Annotated in this window: 13 protein-coding genes; 5 read left to right on the top strand and 8 right to left on the bottom strand. The window is 40.6% G+C overall.

What is annotated here, in order from left to right; all coding sequences use genetic code 11:
• The first annotated feature begins 126 nt into the window (after positions 1 to 126).
• The 3 genes from A923_RS0105425 to A923_RS0105415 all read left to right on the top strand — a co-directional run bounded on the left by A923_RS0105425 (position 127) and on the right by A923_RS0105415 (position 4,309).
• On the top strand, positions 127 to 2,106 hold the full coding sequence (locus A923_RS0105425; RefSeq protein WP_017220643.1) for a methyl-accepting chemotaxis protein: 1,980 nt from the start codon (positions 127 to 129) through the stop codon (positions 2,104 to 2,106).
• 52 nt (positions 2,107 to 2,158) lie between these two features.
• On the top strand, positions 2,159 to 2,716 hold the full coding sequence (locus A923_RS0105420) for a hypothetical protein (protein ID WP_017220642.1): 558 nt from the start codon (positions 2,159 to 2,161) through the stop codon (positions 2,714 to 2,716).
• A 408-nt stretch (positions 2,717 to 3,124) separates the two neighbouring features.
• Entirely contained in the window at positions 3,125 to 4,309 is a 1,185-nt protein-coding gene (locus A923_RS0105415) for a GGDEF domain-containing protein (protein WP_017220641.1), read from the top strand.
• Between the two features lie 148 nt (positions 4,310 to 4,457).
• Here the strand turns inward: A923_RS0105415 and A923_RS0105410 are convergent, their stop codons facing one another.
• The 6 genes from A923_RS0105410 to cysK all read right to left on the bottom strand — a co-directional run bounded on the left by A923_RS0105410 (position 4,458) and on the right by cysK (position 12,484).
• On the bottom strand, positions 4,458 to 6,905 hold the full coding sequence (locus tag A923_RS0105410) for a trimethylamine-N-oxide reductase 2 (protein WP_017220640.1): 2,448 nt from the start codon (positions 6,903 to 6,905) through the stop codon (positions 4,458 to 4,460).
• An 85-nt stretch (positions 6,906 to 6,990) separates the two neighbouring features.
• Positions 6,991 to 8,085: a NapC/NirT family cytochrome c gene (locus tag A923_RS0105405; RefSeq protein ID WP_017220639.1), complete on the bottom strand. Its 1,095-nt coding sequence runs from the start codon at positions 8,083 to 8,085 to the stop codon at positions 6,991 to 6,993.
• 417 nt (positions 8,086 to 8,502) lie between these two features.
• Positions 8,503 to 9,015 (bottom strand): PTS glucose transporter subunit IIA, encoded by a 513-nt coding sequence (gene crr, locus A923_RS0105400; RefSeq protein ID WP_017220638.1) that lies wholly within the window; start codon positions 9,013 to 9,015, stop codon positions 8,503 to 8,505.
• Positions 9,016 to 9,135: 120 nt separating this feature from the next.
• Positions 9,136 to 10,863, bottom strand: a complete 1,728-nt coding sequence (gene ptsI / locus A923_RS0105395) for a phosphoenolpyruvate-protein phosphotransferase PtsI (protein WP_017220637.1) — start codon at positions 10,861 to 10,863, stop codon at positions 9,136 to 9,138.
• A gap of 48 nt (positions 10,864 to 10,911) precedes the next feature.
• Complete coding sequence (locus tag A923_RS0105390; RefSeq protein WP_017220636.1) at positions 10,912 to 11,169, bottom strand: HPr family phosphocarrier protein; 258 nt, start codon at positions 11,167 to 11,169, stop codon at positions 10,912 to 10,914.
• A gap of 346 nt (positions 11,170 to 11,515) precedes the next feature.
• Entirely contained in the window at positions 11,516 to 12,484 is a 969-nt protein-coding gene (gene cysK, locus A923_RS0105385; RefSeq protein WP_017220635.1) for a cysteine synthase A, read from the bottom strand.
• A 493-nt stretch (positions 12,485 to 12,977) separates the two neighbouring features.
• On the opposite strand from cysK, the gene A923_RS0105380 reads away from it, so the two are divergent.
• Positions 12,978 to 14,099 carry a beta-ketoacyl-ACP synthase III gene (locus A923_RS0105380; RefSeq protein WP_017220634.1) on the top strand — a complete coding sequence of 374 codons (1,122 nt, stop codon included), beginning with the start codon at positions 12,978 to 12,980 and terminating at the stop codon, positions 14,097 to 14,099.
• 129 nt (positions 14,100 to 14,228) lie between these two features.
• Here the strand turns inward: A923_RS0105380 and A923_RS0105375 are convergent, their stop codons facing one another.
• Positions 14,229 to 14,906: a TetR/AcrR family transcriptional regulator gene (locus tag A923_RS0105375; protein WP_017220633.1), complete on the bottom strand. Its 678-nt coding sequence runs from the start codon at positions 14,904 to 14,906 to the stop codon at positions 14,229 to 14,231.
• A 119-nt stretch (positions 14,907 to 15,025) separates the two neighbouring features.
• Positions 15,026 to 15,772, bottom strand: a complete 747-nt coding sequence (gene cysZ, locus A923_RS0105370; RefSeq protein ID WP_017220632.1) for a sulfate transporter CysZ — start codon at positions 15,770 to 15,772, stop codon at positions 15,026 to 15,028.
• 226 nt (positions 15,773 to 15,998) lie between these two features.
• Between cysZ and smc the strand changes: the two genes are divergently transcribed.
• Positions 15,999 to 19,481 carry a chromosome segregation protein SMC gene (smc, locus tag A923_RS0105365; protein WP_017220631.1) on the top strand — a complete coding sequence of 1,161 codons (3,483 nt, stop codon included), beginning with the start codon at positions 15,999 to 16,001 and terminating at the stop codon, positions 19,479 to 19,481.
• The last annotated feature ends 14 nt before the right edge of the window (positions 19,482 to 19,495 follow it).

The following is a 19,495-nucleotide window of genomic DNA, read 5'->3' as shown; positions in this document are numbered from 1 at the left end:
ACTTGATGTATATCATTATGTTTTATTATTGTTTATACAATGAGGAAATAAATAGGTATCATTCTCATCTTATATTTTGCAGTGTGCTCACCGAGCGTGGTGCTATTTTTTGAATCAGGAACTGTGATGAAATTTTCAGATATCTCGTTTAAGCATAAAATTATTATGTTATTAGCTTTACCCATGCTGGGATTTTTGTGGTTGAGTGTCGCTTCACTTTCACAAAGCATCGCAACCAGTAACGAAATGTCTGTTTTAACCCAGTACACTGAACTTTCTGTTGAATACAGTGAATTAGTCCATGAGCTACAAAAAGAACGTGGCATGACCGCAGGGTTTATTGGTTCTAACGGTACTAAGTTTGGCAGCAAACTGCGTAAGCAACGCGCCGATACCGATGTGAAACACGCTAAGTTGATGCGTTTTTTACAACAAAATGAAATCACTGATCGTCAAATTAAGCAGTTACAAACTAGCATTCAGCAAAACCTTTCCATGCTGGTTGGTATTCGTAATAAAGTGGATGCACAGAATATTCAGCTAGGTGCTGCACTAGGTTATTACACCAAGCTAAACGCTAAGCTGTTGAGTGTGTCAGGCTTGATTGTTGATATCAGTACTGATGCCAGTATTACCGCTGAGACTGTGGCTTATTATAACTTTTTACAAGGTAAAGAGCGTGCCGGTATCGAACGTGCTGTCTTGAGTAATACCTTTTCTAAAGATCACTTCGGCCCCGGTAATTTTGTTAAATTTATTGGCTTAGTGATTGAACAAGACACGTACTTTTCGACTTTTAAAACTTTTGCGACTAACAGCAATAAGCAATTCTTTGAACAGCAGTTAAATAGCGCTGCGGCGAAAGAAGTGCTGAAGTTAAGAAATATCGCTGAAACGAAATCAAGTGACTTTAATGTCGATGCCGAGTATTGGTTTGCGCAATCAAGTGAACGTATTGGCCAGTTGAAAGCGATTCAAGATGAGTTAGAATCATCACTATTGAATTTGGTTGATAGCAATCGTGATAATGCGATGATAACGCTGACGAGGAACATTGTATTTAGTCTGTTGATTATTGTGATTTCAGCGGTGATTAGTTTTGTTACCATTCGAGACTTATTAGCACGGGTGAAAGAGCTAATGAATGTGATGACCGAAGTGCGAGACAACAATGACCTTACGGTACAAACAAAGCTTGCAGGCGAGAGCGAGTTAGGTCAAATTGCCAACGCGCTTAATTTGACGTTGTCGCAATTTGCAGGTGCGATGGATAACATTTCGACATCAAGTATTACCTTGGCATCCGCAGCAGAAGAAACCGCGCAAACTTGTGTTTACAGCTCGGCGTCATTGGCGGAACAGCAAGATGGTATTAGCCTGATTGCGACCGCGATTGAAGAGTTATCAGCTACTGTGAGAGAGGTCGCGCAAAACACCCAATTGACTGCGGATTCGGCTAAAGAAGTTGATGCACAAGCAACTGGCGGATATGAGATTGTGCAACAGTCCTCACTGTCAATTGAATCGCTTGCGAGTGAGATTGATAGTTTAGCGCAACGTATTAATCGTCTACATGAAAGTAGTAATAACATCACTAATATGGTTGATGTGATTAAATCGGTTGCTGACCAAACTAACTTGTTAGCCTTGAATGCGGCGATTGAGGCCGCGCGAGCTGGTGAACAAGGGCGTGGTTTTGCCGTTGTTGCTGATGAAGTGCGTACCCTAGCGAAACGAACTCAGGATTCGACCGCTGAGATTGAAAGCTATATTAGCGCATTGCAAAGTGATGTTAATGCAGCCTTTAACGTGATTGAGGTGAGCCAAAGTAAAGCCACCGACGCGGTAAGTAAATCGAAAGATGTTGCAAAAACCTTGCAAGATATTACCGGCGCCGTAAACCACATTTTTGCGATGACAGAACAAATCGCCACTGCCATTGAAGAGCAATCGGTGGTAACGCAAGATGTTGCTGAAAATATTGTTAACGTCAAACAAAAATCAATGGAGTCGGCAACTGGCGCAAATCAAATTGCCATGACAGCGAGAGAGCAGGCGCAATTAGCCACGTCATTACAAGATGTTGCCAGAGTCTTTAAGATTTAAAAATAACAGTTAAGATTGCAACGTTAAAAGTTAATAAGAGGCTAGGATGAATATGATAAATAAAATAAAACTGCTTGGATTGGCATTAGTTGCTGTTGTCATGAGTGGTTGTGCAACAGTGCAGTTACCAGCAGCACAACAAGCGCTGCTCGACAGTAATACCACGCTTTATACGCAAGTGGGGATGTGGACTGAGAAAGGTAATGTGATCGCCACCAATTATAGCCGTGGTGAACATATACCGGTTAATTCGCCAGTGCAGATCACCGAAATGAGTGCTTCGACAATTACCTTTCACTATGGTGGTCGTAACATTAAGCTGAAGAATATTGAGAAATACACTAAAGTCGATGTCGCTGGGTTGATGACCCGTACTTTTGCTGAAAAACAAGTTAACTTAACGCAATTTAGTGCGTTAGAAAAAACCGCAATTGAGCAAGGTGACGTGGTGATTGGCATGACGAAAGACGCGGTAATCATTAGCCGTGGTTTTCCACCTGCACATCGAACTGCTAATCTAAAACTAGATAGCTGGAGATTCTGGCAAAATCGATTCGGTACGATTGTCTATGAATTTGAGCAAGGTAAAGTATCAAAAATTGTTGAGTAACTTCACTTTAGATACTGACGCTTATTAAAAGAGCTAACTAACAAAGTCTAAAATAGAAAGTTGAACACGAAAAAAGGAAGCATCGCAGCTTCCTTTTTTTATTGCTAACAAATAGCGGCATGTGAGACACGCTATCCATTACTTTAAGTTTAGTTGATATTAAGCGAAGTGTGCTTCTAGCGCTTCGCTACCACCTATGTGTTTACCACCGATAAAGACTGGTAATTGGCAAGATCGACTACCGCGATTAACTTGTACTTTTATGGACCTAATTTTGTATTTCTTTAATTACATGGTTATGGCTGGTTAGGCAATAACCAATCGACTTGCTTAACCAGTAGTTGTACGGTAAATTCTCTACCTTGAATAGCCAGTAAATCTTACTTTTTAGAGTTTAATGAATCGTTAATGAATCCCATGCCTTTAGTCTTGTTAGACTTGTTTACCATCGTAATATTTACTGCAATAGGGCTGTCATTTTTAGCTGTCATCATGTTATGTATTTGGGTTGGCAATCGCCGCTATGATGGGGTTGGTTACTGGCTTACCTCTAGCCTGCTTATCTTGGGCTACGGCTTTATTATGGCAGAGCAATTATGGTTATTTAAGCTGGATAATTATGCCAGCCATAGTTGGCTTAATGCCATGCGGCCAAATATATTACTCTGTTTTGCTGTTTGCCTGATTTCACATGGTTTTCATCGATTCCTAAAAATAAAACAATCATTATTCTGGCTCTATGGGGCACAGTGCTTGTTTATCTTGCCGTTGTATTTTTATGGCTCAACCACCGAAATGCCTGCACTCTATACGTCGTCAGTTCTTACCGTATCCGTTAGTATTAGTTTGATTTTTAATAGTGGTTATTTATTAAGTTATCAAGCCAAGCAATATGGAATGACGCGACTTATTTGTTTGTTTACCTGCGTGTTATCTCTAGTACTCAATATTACTCGATTTGCACTGTTAACGAGCGATCAAGCTGTCTTAAATTGTATTGAAATCACTACTGCGATTGCGTGTATTAACCTGTTAATGACTCAGTGCTTTCTTACCTTCTGTTATTTGATGTTCTGTACTCAGCGTAATGCCTTTTCATTACGGCACATGTCTTTTATTGACCCTCTGGCTAATATTTATAATCGTCGTGGTTATCAACATGCTATTGCGGCTTTAGCGCCGCATAAAGAAGCTGCGGTGATGATTTTGGATATAGATCATTTTAAGAATATTAACGATGAATATGGTCATGCCGCTGGTGATTTAGTGATTAAAGATATTGCGATGATTATTAGTAAGGCCTGTGGTTCTACGTGTGTTTATGCTCGAACAGGTGGCGAAGAGTTTAGTATCTATTCGCCCTTGATATCAGCCAAAATAATGGACAATCTAGCCGAGCAGATCCGTCTCTCTATTATGGAACATACCAGTACCAAAGAAGCGCTAGAGATAAAGGTGACTGCCAGTATTGGCATTGCTGTTGGTCAAAGCGTCAATATCTTTGCCTTGGAAGAAGAAGCTGATAAAGCCCTGTACCAAGCTAAAAGTGAAGGGCGAAACTGTACTGTGATGCAGTTATCTATGGCGAGTTAACTTATGCTGCGTGTTCGCAGGTAATAAACACTAAAATGCAGATAAAAAAAAGAGCTATAGATAGCTCTTTTTGCATATTTGATAAGTAGTTAATATCTAAATCTTTAACTGAGATGAGCATCGAGCCATCTCATATTATGAATTTAAATTAGGCGTTATTTGGTGGGGTAAAAGCCGTTAAACTTGGTGCAACGCCGGTGTATTTTTCAATTTTTACCAATGATGAGTTAGCGGCACAACCATTAGCAAGTTGTGACGTTGGAATATCACTTGTTAGCACGTTCGGATTACCATTTTTACAGATACCCAGTGGTTTATCCAAATCTAGCCAAGCTCCTTCATGAATACAAACAGAACCTTGCTTGATTATGTTAGCCACTAAAGCGCCGACTAATACTTCACCTCGTTGGTTAAAGGCACGTATTAAATCACCATTTTTGATACCGCGTGCTGCCGCGTCTGCAGGATGTATGGTAATAGGTTCACGGTTAGCTATCGCATATTGCTCACGCAGTTTTGCATAGTTTAATTGGCTGTGTAAACGGTGCGCAGCATGTGATGTCATTAACTGTAATTCACCATCTTTAGCGTTACCTACCCATTCTGTTGGTGCTAACCATGTTGGGTGCGCTGGACAATCAGCATAGCCATAGCCTTCAATGGTTTTAGAATAGATTTCAATTTTACCACTTGGCGTGCCGAGTGGATTCATGATTGGATCTTGACGGAAACTCGCGTGACGAACAAATTGATTGTTTTTCTTATTCACTTTCATTTCAATCAGTTCGTTTTTATTCCAGAAAGAACCAAATTTCGGCATGCGAACACGCGCCTTCACGGCACCTTTTTTCGCTTGGTCATAAAAACCTTTCAGCCAATCCATTTCTGATTTACCGTCAGTAAAGACGTCGCGACCGCCGGGTTTAATTAACTCAGCCATGTCGGCAAATACATCAAAATCGTTACGGGATTCAAATTGTGGTTCAACAACTTGCTTCATCGGCACAAGATGTTGGTTACTGTAATCACCGGTCATGGTCAGATCATTACGCTCGAACGAGGTTGTGATTGGCAAGACGATATCAGCGTGTTTTGCCGCTGCAGTCCAATAGGATTCAGAGATCACCACTAGTTCAGGCTTCTGCCATGCTTTAATTAGACGATTAACATCTTGGTGATGGGTGAAGTTACCACCACCTGCCCACCAAATCATTTTGATATCTGGGAAGCTGAGTTCATGACCGTTATGTTGGTATTTTTTGTTTGGCGATTCGAGTGCTTCGACAATACGCGCCACTGGCAGGCTATTTACCGCACCAGATACCGCCCAATCATTACCAGCGGATGAACCACCACCTATGGTAGATGAAATGGCAGAAAGAACACCACCGTCACGGGTAGGGTTACCACCATTAGAATAATGATAAGATAAACCAAAACCACCACCTTCTAGACCGATTTGCCCCAGCATGGCTGCGAGTGTCGCCATCATCCAGTGTTTTTGTTCGCCATACTGTTGGCGCTGCATTCCCCAGCCGCCCATCAGCATGGTGCGGTTTTGACTGAATATATTAGCTAATGCTTCAAGTTGTTGAACTGATACACCGCAAATACTTTCTGCCCAGGCTGCGGTTTTCGCAACACCGTCTGTTGTACCTAATAAATACGCTTCAAATTTATCATAACCAGAAGTGTATTTAGATAAGAAGTCTACATCATGTTGTTTTTTAGAGACTAAGGTATGGGCGATACCTAGCATCATTGCAACATCAGTACCTGGGTGTGGCGCAACCCACAATGCTTTATCACCAAAGAACTCAACTGTTTCTGATTTCATCGGGTCGATAGCAATAATGGTTTTACCCGATTTTTTCAGTTTATGGAAAAACTCTAAACCGGATTCATCTGATGAACTCCACGCGATTTTAAGGGTGTTTAATGGGTTAATACCCCACATAACCACTACATCACTGTGTTCTAAAATAACCGGGTGGGTTGTTTGCTGTTCATAAACTTCGATTGAGCCCATCACGTGAGGCATAATAACTTGCGCCGCACCTGTTGAATAATCACCTAAATGACCTGAATAACCGCCTGCCATACTCATGTAGCGTTGTAATAACGTTTGCGCCTTGTGTAATACACCACTTGAACGCCAGCCATAAGACCCGGCAAAGATTGCTTCCGGACCATGGTCGTTACGAATTCTAGACTGTTGTTCGTGAATTAATTGATAGGCTTTATCCCAAGATACGCGGACAAATTCATCGTTACCGCGTTTTCCATCTGGTTTACCTGGTGTTGCCAAGAAGCCTTTACGTACCATTGGGTATTTAACACGAGCTTGAGTATGTACTTGATCAGCAGCCGTTGTTTGTAGGCTATTTGGTACTGTCTTTGCTAATGCGCCTTTTGACGAAACAATGCGTCCATCTTTCGTGGTCACTTGCATTGCGCCCCAGCGACCAGCGGTCAAAATTGGCGAGTCTTTGCCTTTAGCAGCAAATGCTGGCAGTGGCGTTACAGATGTAATCGCGGCAGCACCAGTTGTTAACGCTGCACTTTTAAGAAATCCACGACGAGAAAATTCGTTCATTAGTTTATCCCTATTAATTATATTTGGTGTAATAATTGTTGGAAAATAGATAGCCAATAATCACTTGATGTATTGGCTATATTAATTAGTGTTTAACCATATCTTTTGCGTGTGCTTGGAAATATTTAGTTAGTATTTCAAGATCTTCTACAGATATATCGGTGCGGTCACCCATGCCTTTTGCTACGGGTCCCCACGCATTGACGGTGAAATGGTTAGCCCCAATTTTGGCGTGACAACCTGAACAATAAACCGTGTCTAGTTGCTCTGCGTATTGCCATAGCGGCGTTATATCACTGAGTACTTGCGCATCAATGTCTGCAATTAGGCTTGCGGTGCGCCAATGATTACCGTACTCATCTTCACTAAAATCACCGACCGTTAATGCGGCTTGGCCTTGTTCACTTAATGTCGCAACAATTGAACGTTGGCCATTTCCAGAATATAAAACGCGCTCAGCACCTTGCATTTGGAAGGCATTGATCTGCACTTTTCTGTTGTTACCAGTGGTTTCAATAACGGTTAACGGCGTCGCTGGATTGATAGAGCCAAAGTCGCCCATCGAAATCGCAGCAACAGGATAAACCGAGGTCGCTGTGTCGTTCGTTTCCAGTGTTTTAGTCAACAAGTTATCAAATGCTTCACTGTCCATTTCAGCTTCTGGTGGGAAATGGGCAACGCCTTTGTGGCAATCGATACATGTTTGCCCATTTTCTTTGGCAAATTCGTGCATCTTCACTGCATCTTCAGATTGCTCAAATGAGTCCATTGCATCACGGACGTGGCAAGAACGGCAAGTGACTGAGTCATTCGCTCGCATTTGTGCCCAAACCGTTTCAGCCATCGCCATGCGGTGATCTTCAAACTTTTCTTCAGTATCTATTTTACCCGTAACAAACTCATGGTAGATGTCTTTGGAAGCGATAATTTTGGTAATGACATAATCGATGGGATTACTTGGGATATGACAATCGGCACATTCAGCGCGGATACCTTTGGCATTACTGAAATGGATAGAACCTTGGTATTCTTCATAAGGGATCTGCATGGTGTGGCAAGATATACAAAATTCTGTTGATGATGTTTTTTTCATTATATAAGCGGTACCGCCTAGCGTTAGCCAGCCGAGCACTATAGCAACAAGTAAACAAGCCGCGAAATAACGCTTTTTAATCTTCATTTTTATCTCGATATAACAGTATAATTATTTCATCAAACGATATACCACTTGGTGGGTACTACTTTTGATGTATATCAATACTGAGACATTGATTTAATTAATAATAAATTAATTGTATTATTATAATCTTGCTAGGTGCGGGGTATGAATTCAAGCTATTGAATTTTAAGTATAATTTATTTTTGTAATGATTGTTTTATAGATTAATATTTAAACTGTAAGTTTATCAGCTAGTTAAGTCATTAATCTAATTGTTGGGTATTGAATGAACAGGTGTGGCGATGGGGATTGAGATATAGGGTAGATGTTAAGATAGGACGTGAAAAACTAAACGTAGACGAAAAAAAAGAGCTACTCATAGCTCTTTTTTGCATACTTAGGTTATTGTTAAGAACAAGTCTTCAATAACGTTAAGTACTAGTCCTTAATAACTTTAAGAACAATAGTTTCGCCTAGTACAACTGAACCAGAGAATTTTTCCATGCTCTTAATTTCATCCATGTTTGAGATGATGCACGGTGTAATTACTGATTTAGCTTTCGCTTTCAATAATTCAAGATCGAATTCAATGATGGTTTCACCAGCTTTGATATGTTGACCTTCTTCAGCGATACGAGTAAAGCCTTCGCCGCGTAATTCAACTGTATCTAAACCGAAGTGAACAAGTACTTCTAGGCCTTCATCAGAACGAATTGCGAATGCGTGGTTAGTTTCGTAAATTTTTACGATCTCACCTGTTACTGGCGCAACTAGTTTGTTACCAGTTGGGTTGATAGCGATACCGTCACCAACAATTTTCTCAGCAAAGATAACATCTGGCACATCTTCGATAGCAACGATTTCACCGGCAAGTGGAGAAACAATGTGTAGCGTATTGCTGTCTTTACTGTCGTCTGAAACCAGTTTTTTTAATTTATCGAATAATCCCATTTTTAACTCCTAGAATTTGGTAGACATAGTCACTGGTGATGAACGTGTGCATAACCAATGACTTTACGTTGTTATCATAACATTATCTTTCGAGATTAGATGCTATGACAACTGAAATAATTAGCAAGCAGCGCGTCGTTTAGTGAATTGAGCGATTAACTCTTGGATTTCACCTGCAGTTGCGCAGCTTAATGCTTGGTCTGCTAACTCTTTAGTATCAGCAAAATTAGCATTACGGATTGTTTTCTTCACTTTAGGGATTGAGATACCGCTCATAGAGAACTCATCTAAGCCCATACCAAGCAAGAGTAGTGTTGCAGTTTCATCACCTGCAAGTTCACCACACATACCTGTCCACTTGCCTGCAGCATGTGAAGCGTCAATAACCTGTTTAATCAGCGTAAGTACCGCTGGTGTAAGTGGGTTATATAGGTCTGAAATCATTTCGTTACCACGGTCTACCGCTAGTGTGTACTGCGTTAAATCGTTAGTACCAATACTAAAGAAGTCGACTTCTTTAATAAGGTGATGGGCAATGGCTGCAGCTGCTGGTGTTTCAACCATAACACCTGTCTCCATTGCTGCATCGAATGCGTGACCTTCAGCTGTTAATTCAGCTTTCAGTGTCGCAAGAATGTCCTTAAGTAGACGAATTTCTTCAACAGAAATAATCATCGGGAACATAATGCGGATTTTACCGAATGCAGATGCACGTAAGATAGCGCGTAGCTGTGCGTTCATAATTTCTGGACGGTCGAAACAGATACGGATCGCGCGCCAACCCAAGAATGGGTTCATTTCTTTTGGTAAGTTTAGGTACGGTAGGTCTTTATCACCACCGATATCCATAGTACGGATGATCACTGATTGACCATTCATACTTTCTGCTACCGCTTTGTATGCTTCAAACTGTTCATCTTCAGTTGGTAAGCTATCACGGTCCATAAAGAGGAATTCTGTACGGTAAAGACCAACGCCTTCGCCGCCATTACGGATCACACCAGCACAATCTTTTACTGTACCAACGTTACCACATACTTCCACGTGCTTACCGTCAAGTGTGATTGCAGGTAAGTCTTTCATTTTAAGCAGCTCAGCTTTTTCAGCAAGATACTGTGCCTGAGTTGCTTGGTATTCTTTGATTACGCTTTCTGATGGGTTAACAATAACGTTATTGTTAATTGCATCAAGGATTACGAAGTCACCAGATTTGATGATTTCAGTTACGTTACCTGTACCAACAATCGCTGGAAGTTCTAATGAACGAGCCATGATTGATGTATGGGCAGTACGGCCACCTAAGTCAGTCACAAAACCTAAGATTTTATCTAGGTTAATCTGTGCTGTTTCTGATGGTGTTAAGTCGCTTGCGATTAGAATAACTTCATCTTCGATAGCGCTTAATGAAACGATTTCCATGCCAAGAGCATTTTTTACGATACGATTACCGATATCACGGAAATCCGCAGCTCGTTCTCGTAAATAAGGGTCGTCCAATGCAGCCATCATTTCAGCATTTTCTTCAATGATGCTGTGAATAGCAAGATCTGCCGATGCTTTATTTTTCTTAATAAAGGTTACGATATCTTCTTCTAGCTCTTCATCTTCAAGCAGCATCATGTGCCCTTCGAAGATTTCAGCTTTCTCATCACCAAATGTTTGGCGTGCCATTTCCGTGATAGCTTCAAGCTGTATAGCAGACTTATCCCTAGCAGCTAAAAAGATAGCTATTTGTTCATCGATCTGTGCAGTTTCAATAGTTTGTTGGTTAAGAACAATTTCTTCGTTAATGAATAATTGTGCTTTACCAAAAGCAATACCTGGTGAGGCGAGAATGCCTGATATCATAACCTTTCCTTACTTCAATACAAAAAATACGTTAACAGCAAATGGGGTCTATTCTAAAACATCCATTAGCGCTACTAGAGCTTCAATAGCCGCTTGCTCGTCAGTACCTTCAGCAGAAATAGTCATTGTTACACCTTTAGAAAGGCCTAACGTTTGTAATTTAAATAAGCTTGTAGCACTTGCAGATTTACCGCCAGCTTCAACTGTGATTTTTGACTCGAATTCTTTTGCTTTTTTTACAAAAAGAGCAGCAGGGCGAGTGTGAAGACCGTTTGGTGCGATAATTACAACTGATTTTTGGTACATGACTTTTCCTTAAAAATAACGATTCTAAAAAGAGGTTTTTACTATAACCATAAATGTAAGTGTAATCTAATTTTACAGAGTAAAATAACTTTTTTTTATAAAAAATATGGCTATAGATCATGTTTTCGTAAGTTTTACGACAAAACAATGCGATGTAAGTATATTACCCCTAATTCAGGCCTATGTTGTAGTTTAATTACAACAAAAAGGGGAAAGTGTGACGGCTATCAACCCCTCTAAACAAACTAGTGTGTATAAAAAAAAGCCGCTAGTGCGGCTTTTGTTAATCTTGTTAATTTAATGTAGCTATAACAGTGTCGTTGTGACAGTTACAGCATCATTGTGACTATTGTTGGAGCTCTTGCTCAGTAAATACGCCATCGAATAACGCTGTACTTAAATAACGTTCACCTGACGATGGTAAGATCACAACGATATTTTTATCAGCAAATTCAGGTAATGCAGCTAAACGTGCAGCGGCAACAACAGCTGCGCCTGAAGAGATACCCGCTAAGATGCCTTCTTCTTTCATTAGACGTTGTGCCATTTCGATAGAATCTTCGTTTGATACGAGTTCTACACGATCAACCATTTCTAAGTCTAGGTTACCAGGGATAAAACCGGCACCAATACCTTGGATCTTATGTGGGCCAGGTGTTAATGCTTCACCGGCTTTCGCTTGGGTAATGACAGGCGAGTTAGTTGGTTCAACGGCAACAGACACTAAGTCCTTACCTTTATTTAATTTAATGTAACGGCTTGTACCTGTAATCGTACCGCCTGTACCTACACCAGCAATTAATACGTCTACTTGACCGTCTGTTGCTTCCCAGATTTCTGGACCTGTCGTTTGTTCATGGATCGCTGGGTTCGCTGGATTTTCAAATTGCTGTAATAAAATGGTTGTTTCAGGATTTGCATCACGAATTTCAACTGCTTTATCAATCGCGCCTTTCATGCCTTTTGCGCCATCTGTTAATACAAGGTTAGCACCTAAAGCTTTAAGTAGCTTACGACGTTCAAGGCTCATCGTGTTTGGCATCGTTAATGTTAGTTTATACCCACGAGCTGCGGCAACAAATGCTAATGCAATACCGGTATTGCCACTGGTTGGCTCAACGATATCGATACCTTCTTTTAAGAGTCCGTCTTTTTCTGCCTGCCAAATCATGTTTGCACCGATACGGCACTTTACACTTGCACTTGGATTACGGCTTTCGATTTTTGCAAATACGTTACCTGTAGTCACACGGTTTAAACGTACTAAAGGTGTATTACCAATTGAAAGGCTGTTGTCTTGTAAAATTTGGCTCATGGGATTTCCCTATATAAATTGAATAATCGTCATTTTTATTTATGTATTTATTTATAGTTTACTTCTTTATAGCTTAAGCATACTGATAAGTTTGAAAATTGAAAATGCTGTTTTGTTATATCGTTAGGTTCTAAAATGATAAGAGCTTATAACGATTAGTTATGCATAGCGTTTAACTTCTATTTCTGCCACTGCTATTTTAAGTCTGTATAAACCATTCATTTGTGCGTCTATGGTATTGAGTCTTCTCTATATATAGACCAAATTAGCGGTATTAGTTCCTCCTTAATAACGTAATTTAGCGTTTGCGCCGTTTTTTTATTCAATAATCCGCTTACTAAGGCATCATTTTTTCATTTTTGTCGGATGTGCAACTAGATCTGGTTAACAGTTTGCTTTAGTTTAGTGCACTCTGTATCCCAATTTAGCTGATAGTGGCTATGCATATAAGTGCTTAACGGACTATGTGTAATGAGCCGCTAAAGGACAATGTATGAGTAATGTAGTAATTAGTGGTAGTGGTTTATTTACCCCTCCTGATGCAATCAGTAATGATGAGCTAGTAATGAGCTTTAATTATTACGTTGATAATTTTAATGCTGACAATGCAGTGGCAATTGAAGCGGGCGAAGTAACGGCTAAAGCACACTCAAGCAGTGAATTTATTGAAAAAGCATCGGGCATTAAAAGTCGTTTTGTGATGAGCAAAGCGGGCATTTTAGATCCAGCAATTATGCGTCCGGTATTTGAACCGATTGCCGATGATGAACCCAGTATTACGGTACAAATGGCACTGGTTGCTGCCAAGCAAGCATTAGCCGCTGCTAATAAAGAAGCAAAAGACATCGATTTAATTATTTTTGCCGCGTCTGGTTTTCAACGTGCTTATCCGGCAATGGCGGTTGAACTACAGCATTTCCTTGGTGCTAATGGTTTCGCTTATGATATGAGTGTGGCGTGTTCGTCGGCAACGTTTGCTATTGCGAGTGCGATGGATGCGGTTAAGTCTGGACGTAGCAAAGCAGCATTAGTGGTTAACCCTGAAATTTGTTCTGCGCATTTAAACTTTAAAGATCGCGACAGCCACTTCATTTTTGGTGATGTGTGTACTGCGGTTGTGATTGAAGATAAAGCCACAGCAACAAGTGAGCATTGTTACGAGATCATTGATAGCAAGCTGTTTACCCAGTATTCAAATAATATCCGTAATAACTTAGGTTATTTAAGCCGTAGTGAAGGCGCTGATATTAATGCTGATTCAAGTTTCTTCATGCAAAATGGCCGTAAGGTATTTAAAGAAGTATTACCGACGGTATATAACTTGATTACTGAACAATTGAGTGGCTTAGAGTTACAAGCAACTGACTTTAAACGTTTGTGGTTACATCAAGCTAATATTAACATGAATAACTATTTGGCTAAGAAGCTATTGGGTCGCGATCCATCGGCAACAGAAGCCCCTATTATTCTAGATACCTACGCCAATACCGCGTCTGCCGGTTCTATTATTGCTTTCCATTTACACCAAGACGGTGTGGAAAGTGGTGACCTCGCATTAATCTGTTCGTTTGGTGCCGGTTATTCAGTCGGCTCGTTGGTGCTAAAGCGTTGCTAATTGACAAATGCGGCGAGTTATATCGTCAATGAATGTCAGTTGGTAAAATAAAGCCCCGTTAATGTAGAATATTAACGGGGCTTTTAACAGAAAGGTCGTGCTTGGCTATATAACGGAGTAAGCTAAAGATTAAACTACAACAGGAACGTCAGTTGGAACTGACGTTGCATAATGGTTGACCAATAGCTGATAATGTTGCTCTAAACGCGTAAACATAGCGCAATATTCAGGAGTCGAATGGGCTCTAAATAACATCAATACACGTAGTAAACCTTCGTAAAGAAATGCTTTCGTTACGCTCTCATTATGCGAATGTGTTTGTTTATAATGGATCCAAAAACCAGCAATCATTCGCATTGTGTCCGCTAACGGCGTCACTTGTTCGACGTCAATCGCCAGCACGCCATCCGCTTTTAGCTTGTGCAAGATGCTACTTGAGCGATTTAATGCTTTTTGTTGAGTGTGCTGATAGCGTGTTGATAATTCCGGGTCGCGATTAAGAATAGCGGTGAGATTGCTATACATAAAGCGGAACTTCCACACCGTTTCAAACATCGTATCAAAGTAACCAATAAACAGCTCAACATCTAGCTTATCATCATGATAGAGCTGAAAACCAGCATTCAAATGTTCTTCATACAAATCAAAAATAGACCGGATAATGTCTTCTTTATTACGAAAATGATAATAAAGATTACCTGGGCTAATATTTAAATGGGCGGCTAGATGATTGGTTGTCATATTTCTCACACCAAACTCATTAAAAAGCGCGAGGCTGCCGTAAACTATTCTGTCGCAGGTTTTCATCCCATTCCTAAGATTTAATAAATTATTTAAATAGTGATCATAATCTCTATTTCCAACACAGACTGTAATCTAGCTAACGTTTTAGAAAAAAAATATTGCATTTATCTATGTTTATATGGTTATTGAAAATTAGACTTGTCGCTATTATCTACCCACATCGCTGTTGCGCCGCAGACCGCAACGGGCATCACCATGAAATTCACGATTGGGATTGATTGGCACAATGCCACCATAGAACCGAAGCTTAAAGATTGCATACGGTTTGATGACAATTCACTGCGCATTTCGTCAAAGCCGACTTTGTTATTATCAAACGTGTAATCAGCATATTGAATCGCTAGCATCCAAGCGGTAAAGATAAACCACAGTACTGGTGCAACGGTTTGTCCGACAACCGGAATGAAAAATAACAGCAGTAAACCAATCGCACGCGGGACGTAATAGGTGATTTTTTTCAGTTCTCGCGTCAGTACACGCGGAATATCTAACAAAATATCTTTGATGCTCATTTCTGGTAGAGGTTTATTATTTAATAGCAGTTCAGTTTGCTCTGCTAACAAGCCATTGAACGGGGCGGCGATAATATTGGCTATCGCACCAAAAAAGAAGCCAAAGACCAGTAATATTACGATGAAGGCGAGGGGTTTAATAATATAAACTAACCAGCTCAACCAGTCTAAGCTAGTTTCAAGCTGTAGCAGCCAGACGTCGATTTGTTGAAATAAGAAGTAAAAGCTAACCGAGAACAATATCAGGTTAATTAATAATGGGATCAATACAAAAGGTCTTAACTTAGGCTGACGGATCAAGTCGAAACCTTGTAAGAAATATTGAAACCCAGATAACGATGGTTTTATTGAAAGCATATTCTATGAAGCCTATGTAAGTAGTGTTAATCGCATATTTTATCATGCGGTTGTTATTCGACTGCGATTACAGTAAAAAGTGCAGTAAAATAATAGCAAAAGTGCAGTGAAATAACAGCAAATGTGCAGTAAAAAGCAGCAGCTTTGATATTCTGCTAACACGAATCTTTAATATTGCAGACACATCTGCTAAAGTTTTCTGGTTATTCTATATACGTTGTTTGATATGTACCTTAAAAAGATCAAAATCTCTGGTTTTAAGTCGTTTGTTGATACCACCGAACTGCTTTTTCCCTTTGATATGACCGCGGTTGTTGGCCCCAACGGCTGTGGTAAGTCCAATATTATTGATGCAGTACGCTGGGTGCTGGGTGAAAGCTCGGCTAAGCACTTGCGTGGCGATGCTATGGCTGACGTTATCTTTAACGGTTCAGTGGCGCGTTCGCCTGTCTCAAGAGCCAGTGTTGAACTGTTATTCGATAATGCCAAACAACGGATTGATCATGCTTTATTACAACATAATGAAGTGTCTATTCGTCGCGAGTTATACCGTGATGGTACCAACCAATATTACCTTAACGGGACCAAATGCCGTCGAAAAGATGTCACCGAGCTGTTTTTAGGCACAGGTTTGGGGCCGCGCAGTTATGCGATCATCGAACAGGGTATGATTTCGCGTTTAATCGAATCGAAACCGCATGAGTTGCGTCATTTCATCGAAGAAGCGGCAGGTATTTCAAAATATAAAGAAAAGCGCCGCGAAACAGAACAACGTATTAATCAAACTAAAGATAACTTAAATCGACTAGCCGATATTCGCATTGAATTAGGTGCGCAAATTGATAAGTTGAAAGTACAGTCTGCAGTCGCTCAACAGTTTAGAGCGTTAAAACAGCAGCAACGTGACGCTAAAAGTCGTCTTGGTTTAGTGCAGATCTATGATGTGGAACGTTCGATTAATCAGTTGGCGCAACAAAAATTAGTGCTGATGAATGAACTAGAAAAACTCACGGCTACCGCGACTAAACTGCAAACGCAGATCACCGACTTTGACGTACAGTTAAATGAACTCACGGTATTGATTGAAAACCAGCAGCAAGCGTTCTATTTACAAGGCACAGAGCTCACTAAGATTGAGCAGAAATTACTGCATCACAAAGCACGCAAGCAAGAATCGGTCGGTAAACAACAAGAATACCAACAGCAAAGTGACAAGCTACAGTTGTTACTAAAAGAAGAACAAACCCAGTTACAAACGCATCAGCAACAAGCGCAGTCGACAGAAACGGACTACAACCGACTGTCTGCAGAGTTATTAGTGATTGAGCAATCACTCGCATCGGCGACGGTGAGTAGTGACCAAGCTGTTGCCCAGCATGCGGTATACCTTGAAAAAGTACAACGCTTTAGCAGTAAACTTGATGTGTTGACCAATGCCGTTAAAAGCGCCGAATCAGTACTGAATAAAAGTAAATTACAACGCTCTGAGTTAATTGAAGAACAGCAGCAACTTGCTGAGCACAGCAAACAAGTATTAATTAGCGCTAAAACAACAGCGCAGCAACAACTACAATCTCAAGAAACCCAACTCGGTCATGAATTAGCGGGGTTGAATAATGGCTTTGAAGGCATTAACAAACAAGTTGCTGGGCTCGAAGCGAATATTAGTCAAGGTGTTGCAGAGAAAACTGAAATCAACGGCTCACTAAGTGTGATCGCTGAATTATTACGTAAAGCGGAGCATGCTGATCACGCCCATGCTTGGTTAGAATGTAATTTCGATTCGATTCCGTTAAAATTATTACAACAGTTAGATGTTGAACCCGGTTGGGAAGCCGCTGTCGAAAAGGTACTTGCCAATTGGCTGGATGCTTACTGTATTAGCGACGAACAACTTGCTCAATTTGATTTGAATGAATTACCAGCATTGCAATGGTTCAAACCCAGTCAATGTAGTGCGCGTGCTGGTTCGTTAGCTGATAAGGTGAAAAATAACTTATTTAATCGACAGCTAAACCAAGTGACCTGTGTTACGAACATTAACGACGCTAAAACGGGCGCTGAAAATCACAGTGAATACAGTTATATCACTGCGCATGGCGATTGGTTTACCGATGAAGGCGTGTGGCTATCACAACATGCCAAAGCCAATGTGTCATCACCGCAAGGGCGCATTGAAATGCAACTGCAAGCGTCACAGCTGCAAGCGCGCTTATTAGCAATTGAAACCTTGATGGACACACAGCACAATCAATTGATTGCGCTTAAGGTGACTCAGGGCGAATACCAGCATCAAATTGAGCTGGTGCAAGCTCAGTTGCATGAAAAGCAAAGTGAAGTGAAACAGCTTACGGTTGAACTTGGGTTATTACAGCAACAGCAAGTACAGTGGCAACTGACGCATGATCAGTTAAATACCCGTTTATTAACTCTGGGTAATATATTAGCGATTGAAGCTGAAGAGGTGCAACGCTTTAGTGCACAGATAGTGTCGACACAAACAGCGATTGCACAGTTAGCAAACGATGATAGCTTGATTCAAAAAGCGGAAGCGGCCAAAGCAGATAAAGCCAAGTTTTTGCTAGAACAGCAAGTGCTGGGAAAACAAGTTCAACAATTACTGTTAGTTAAAACCAAATTTACCGTTGAAATAGAGAAGCAACAGCAACTAATTGCCAAAACGGACACGCAATATCAAACTATTTTGCAAGATATTGCTGCATTAGGTGATAACTCATTATATGCTGAAAGCTTACAGCAGTTAGAAACCGCACGGGCGATTGCTGCCGAGAAACAAATTGCTATCGAAAATGACAATAACATGAAGAAATCAACACGCGCTAAACTCATTAATGACAAGCGTGATGTTGAAGAAAAACGTGCTAGGATAATGACTAGTAGCTTAAAAGTGAAAGACAAAGTCCAACAGTTAGATTTAAAACAAGCGAACAACAAAGCAAGAGAACAGCTATTATATCAACAAATTGCGGATGACCATGTGGATGTAGACACATTAAAACGTGAGTGTGTTAATATATTAACGCTTAAGGAGTATCAGCTACAGTTGAAACAGCTTGAAGCGCAATTACAGAAGATAGGTGCAGTGAATCTTGCGGCTGTCGCAGAATTTGAACAGCAATCGCAGCGTAAACAATATTTAGACGAACAAACCGATGACTTAGAAAAAGCCATCGAGACGTTAGAAGCGGCGATTGTTAAAATTGATAAACAAACGAAAGCGCGCTTTGCGACCACGTTTGAAAAGATTAATACTGATTTTAAAGCGTTATTCCCTAAAGTGTTTGGTGGTGGAGCGGCTTGGTTAGAGCTAACATCGACTAATTTACTCGACACGGGTGTAACGATTATGGCGCGACCGCCAGGCAAGAAGAATGCGCGTATTTCATTACTTTCCGGTGGTGAAAAAGCCCTGACTGCACTGTCGTTAGTGTTTGCTATATTTAGGTTAAACCCGGCGCCATTTTGTATGCTAGATGAAGTAGATGCACCACTCGATGAATTAAATGTCGGGCGTTTTTGTAAACTGGTTCAGGAGATGTCAGAAACAGTACAATTTATTTATATTAGTCATAATAAGTTAGCCATGGAAATGGCTCAGCAATTAATAGGAGTGACCATGCATGAACCAGGGGTCTCTCGAATCGTCGCCGTTGATATATCAACGGCGGTAGAACTTACAGACAATTAACATTAAGAGATAGG

This window comes from Moritella dasanensis ArB 0140 (assembly GCF_000276805.1).
GTDB classification, from domain to species: Bacteria; Pseudomonadota; Gammaproteobacteria; order Enterobacterales; family Moritellaceae; genus Moritella; species Moritella dasanensis.
The sequence above is the reverse complement of the archived record's forward strand: the minus strand, read 5'-3'. Positions and strand labels throughout refer to the sequence as shown.

Bases quoted from the DNA above. Each gene is read 5' to 3' on its own strand.
- A923_RS0105425 (WP_017220643.1), top strand. From the start codon at position 127: ATGAAATTTTCAGATATCTCGTTTAAGCATAAAATTATTATGTTATTA.
- crr (WP_017220638.1), bottom strand. From the start codon at position 9,015: ATGGGATTATTCGATAAATTAAAAAAACTGGTTTCAGACGACAGTAAA.
- smc (WP_017220631.1), top strand. From the start codon at position 15,999: ATGTACCTTAAAAAGATCAAAATCTCTGGTTTTAAGTCGTTTGTTGAT.
- cysK (WP_017220635.1), bottom strand. From the start codon at position 12,484: ATGAGCCAAATTTTACAAGACAACAGCCTTTCAATTGGTAATACACCT.
- A923_RS0105410 (WP_017220640.1), bottom strand. From the start codon at position 6,905: ATGAACGAATTTTCTCGTCGTGGATTTCTTAAAAGTGCAGCGTTAACA.
- A923_RS0105380 (WP_017220634.1), top strand. From the start codon at position 12,978: ATGAGTAATGTAGTAATTAGTGGTAGTGGTTTATTTACCCCTCCTGAT.
- ptsI (WP_017220637.1), bottom strand. From the start codon at position 10,863: ATGATATCAGGCATTCTCGCCTCACCAGGTATTGCTTTTGGTAAAGCA.
- A923_RS0105390 (WP_017220636.1), bottom strand. From the start codon at position 11,169: ATGTACCAAAAATCAGTTGTAATTATCGCACCAAACGGTCTTCACACT.
- A923_RS0105375 (WP_017220633.1), bottom strand. From the start codon at position 14,906: ATGAAAACCTGCGACAGAATAGTTTACGGCAGCCTCGCGCTTTTTAAT.
- A923_RS0105415 (WP_017220641.1), top strand. From the start codon at position 3,125: ATGAATCCCATGCCTTTAGTCTTGTTAGACTTGTTTACCATCGTAATA.
- cysZ (WP_017220632.1), bottom strand. From the start codon at position 15,772: ATGCTTTCAATAAAACCATCGTTATCTGGGTTTCAATATTTCTTACAA.
- A923_RS0105420 (WP_017220642.1), top strand. From the start codon at position 2,159: ATGATAAATAAAATAAAACTGCTTGGATTGGCATTAGTTGCTGTTGTC.
- A923_RS0105405 (WP_017220639.1), bottom strand. From the start codon at position 8,085: ATGAAGATTAAAAAGCGTTATTTCGCGGCTTGTTTACTTGTTGCTATA.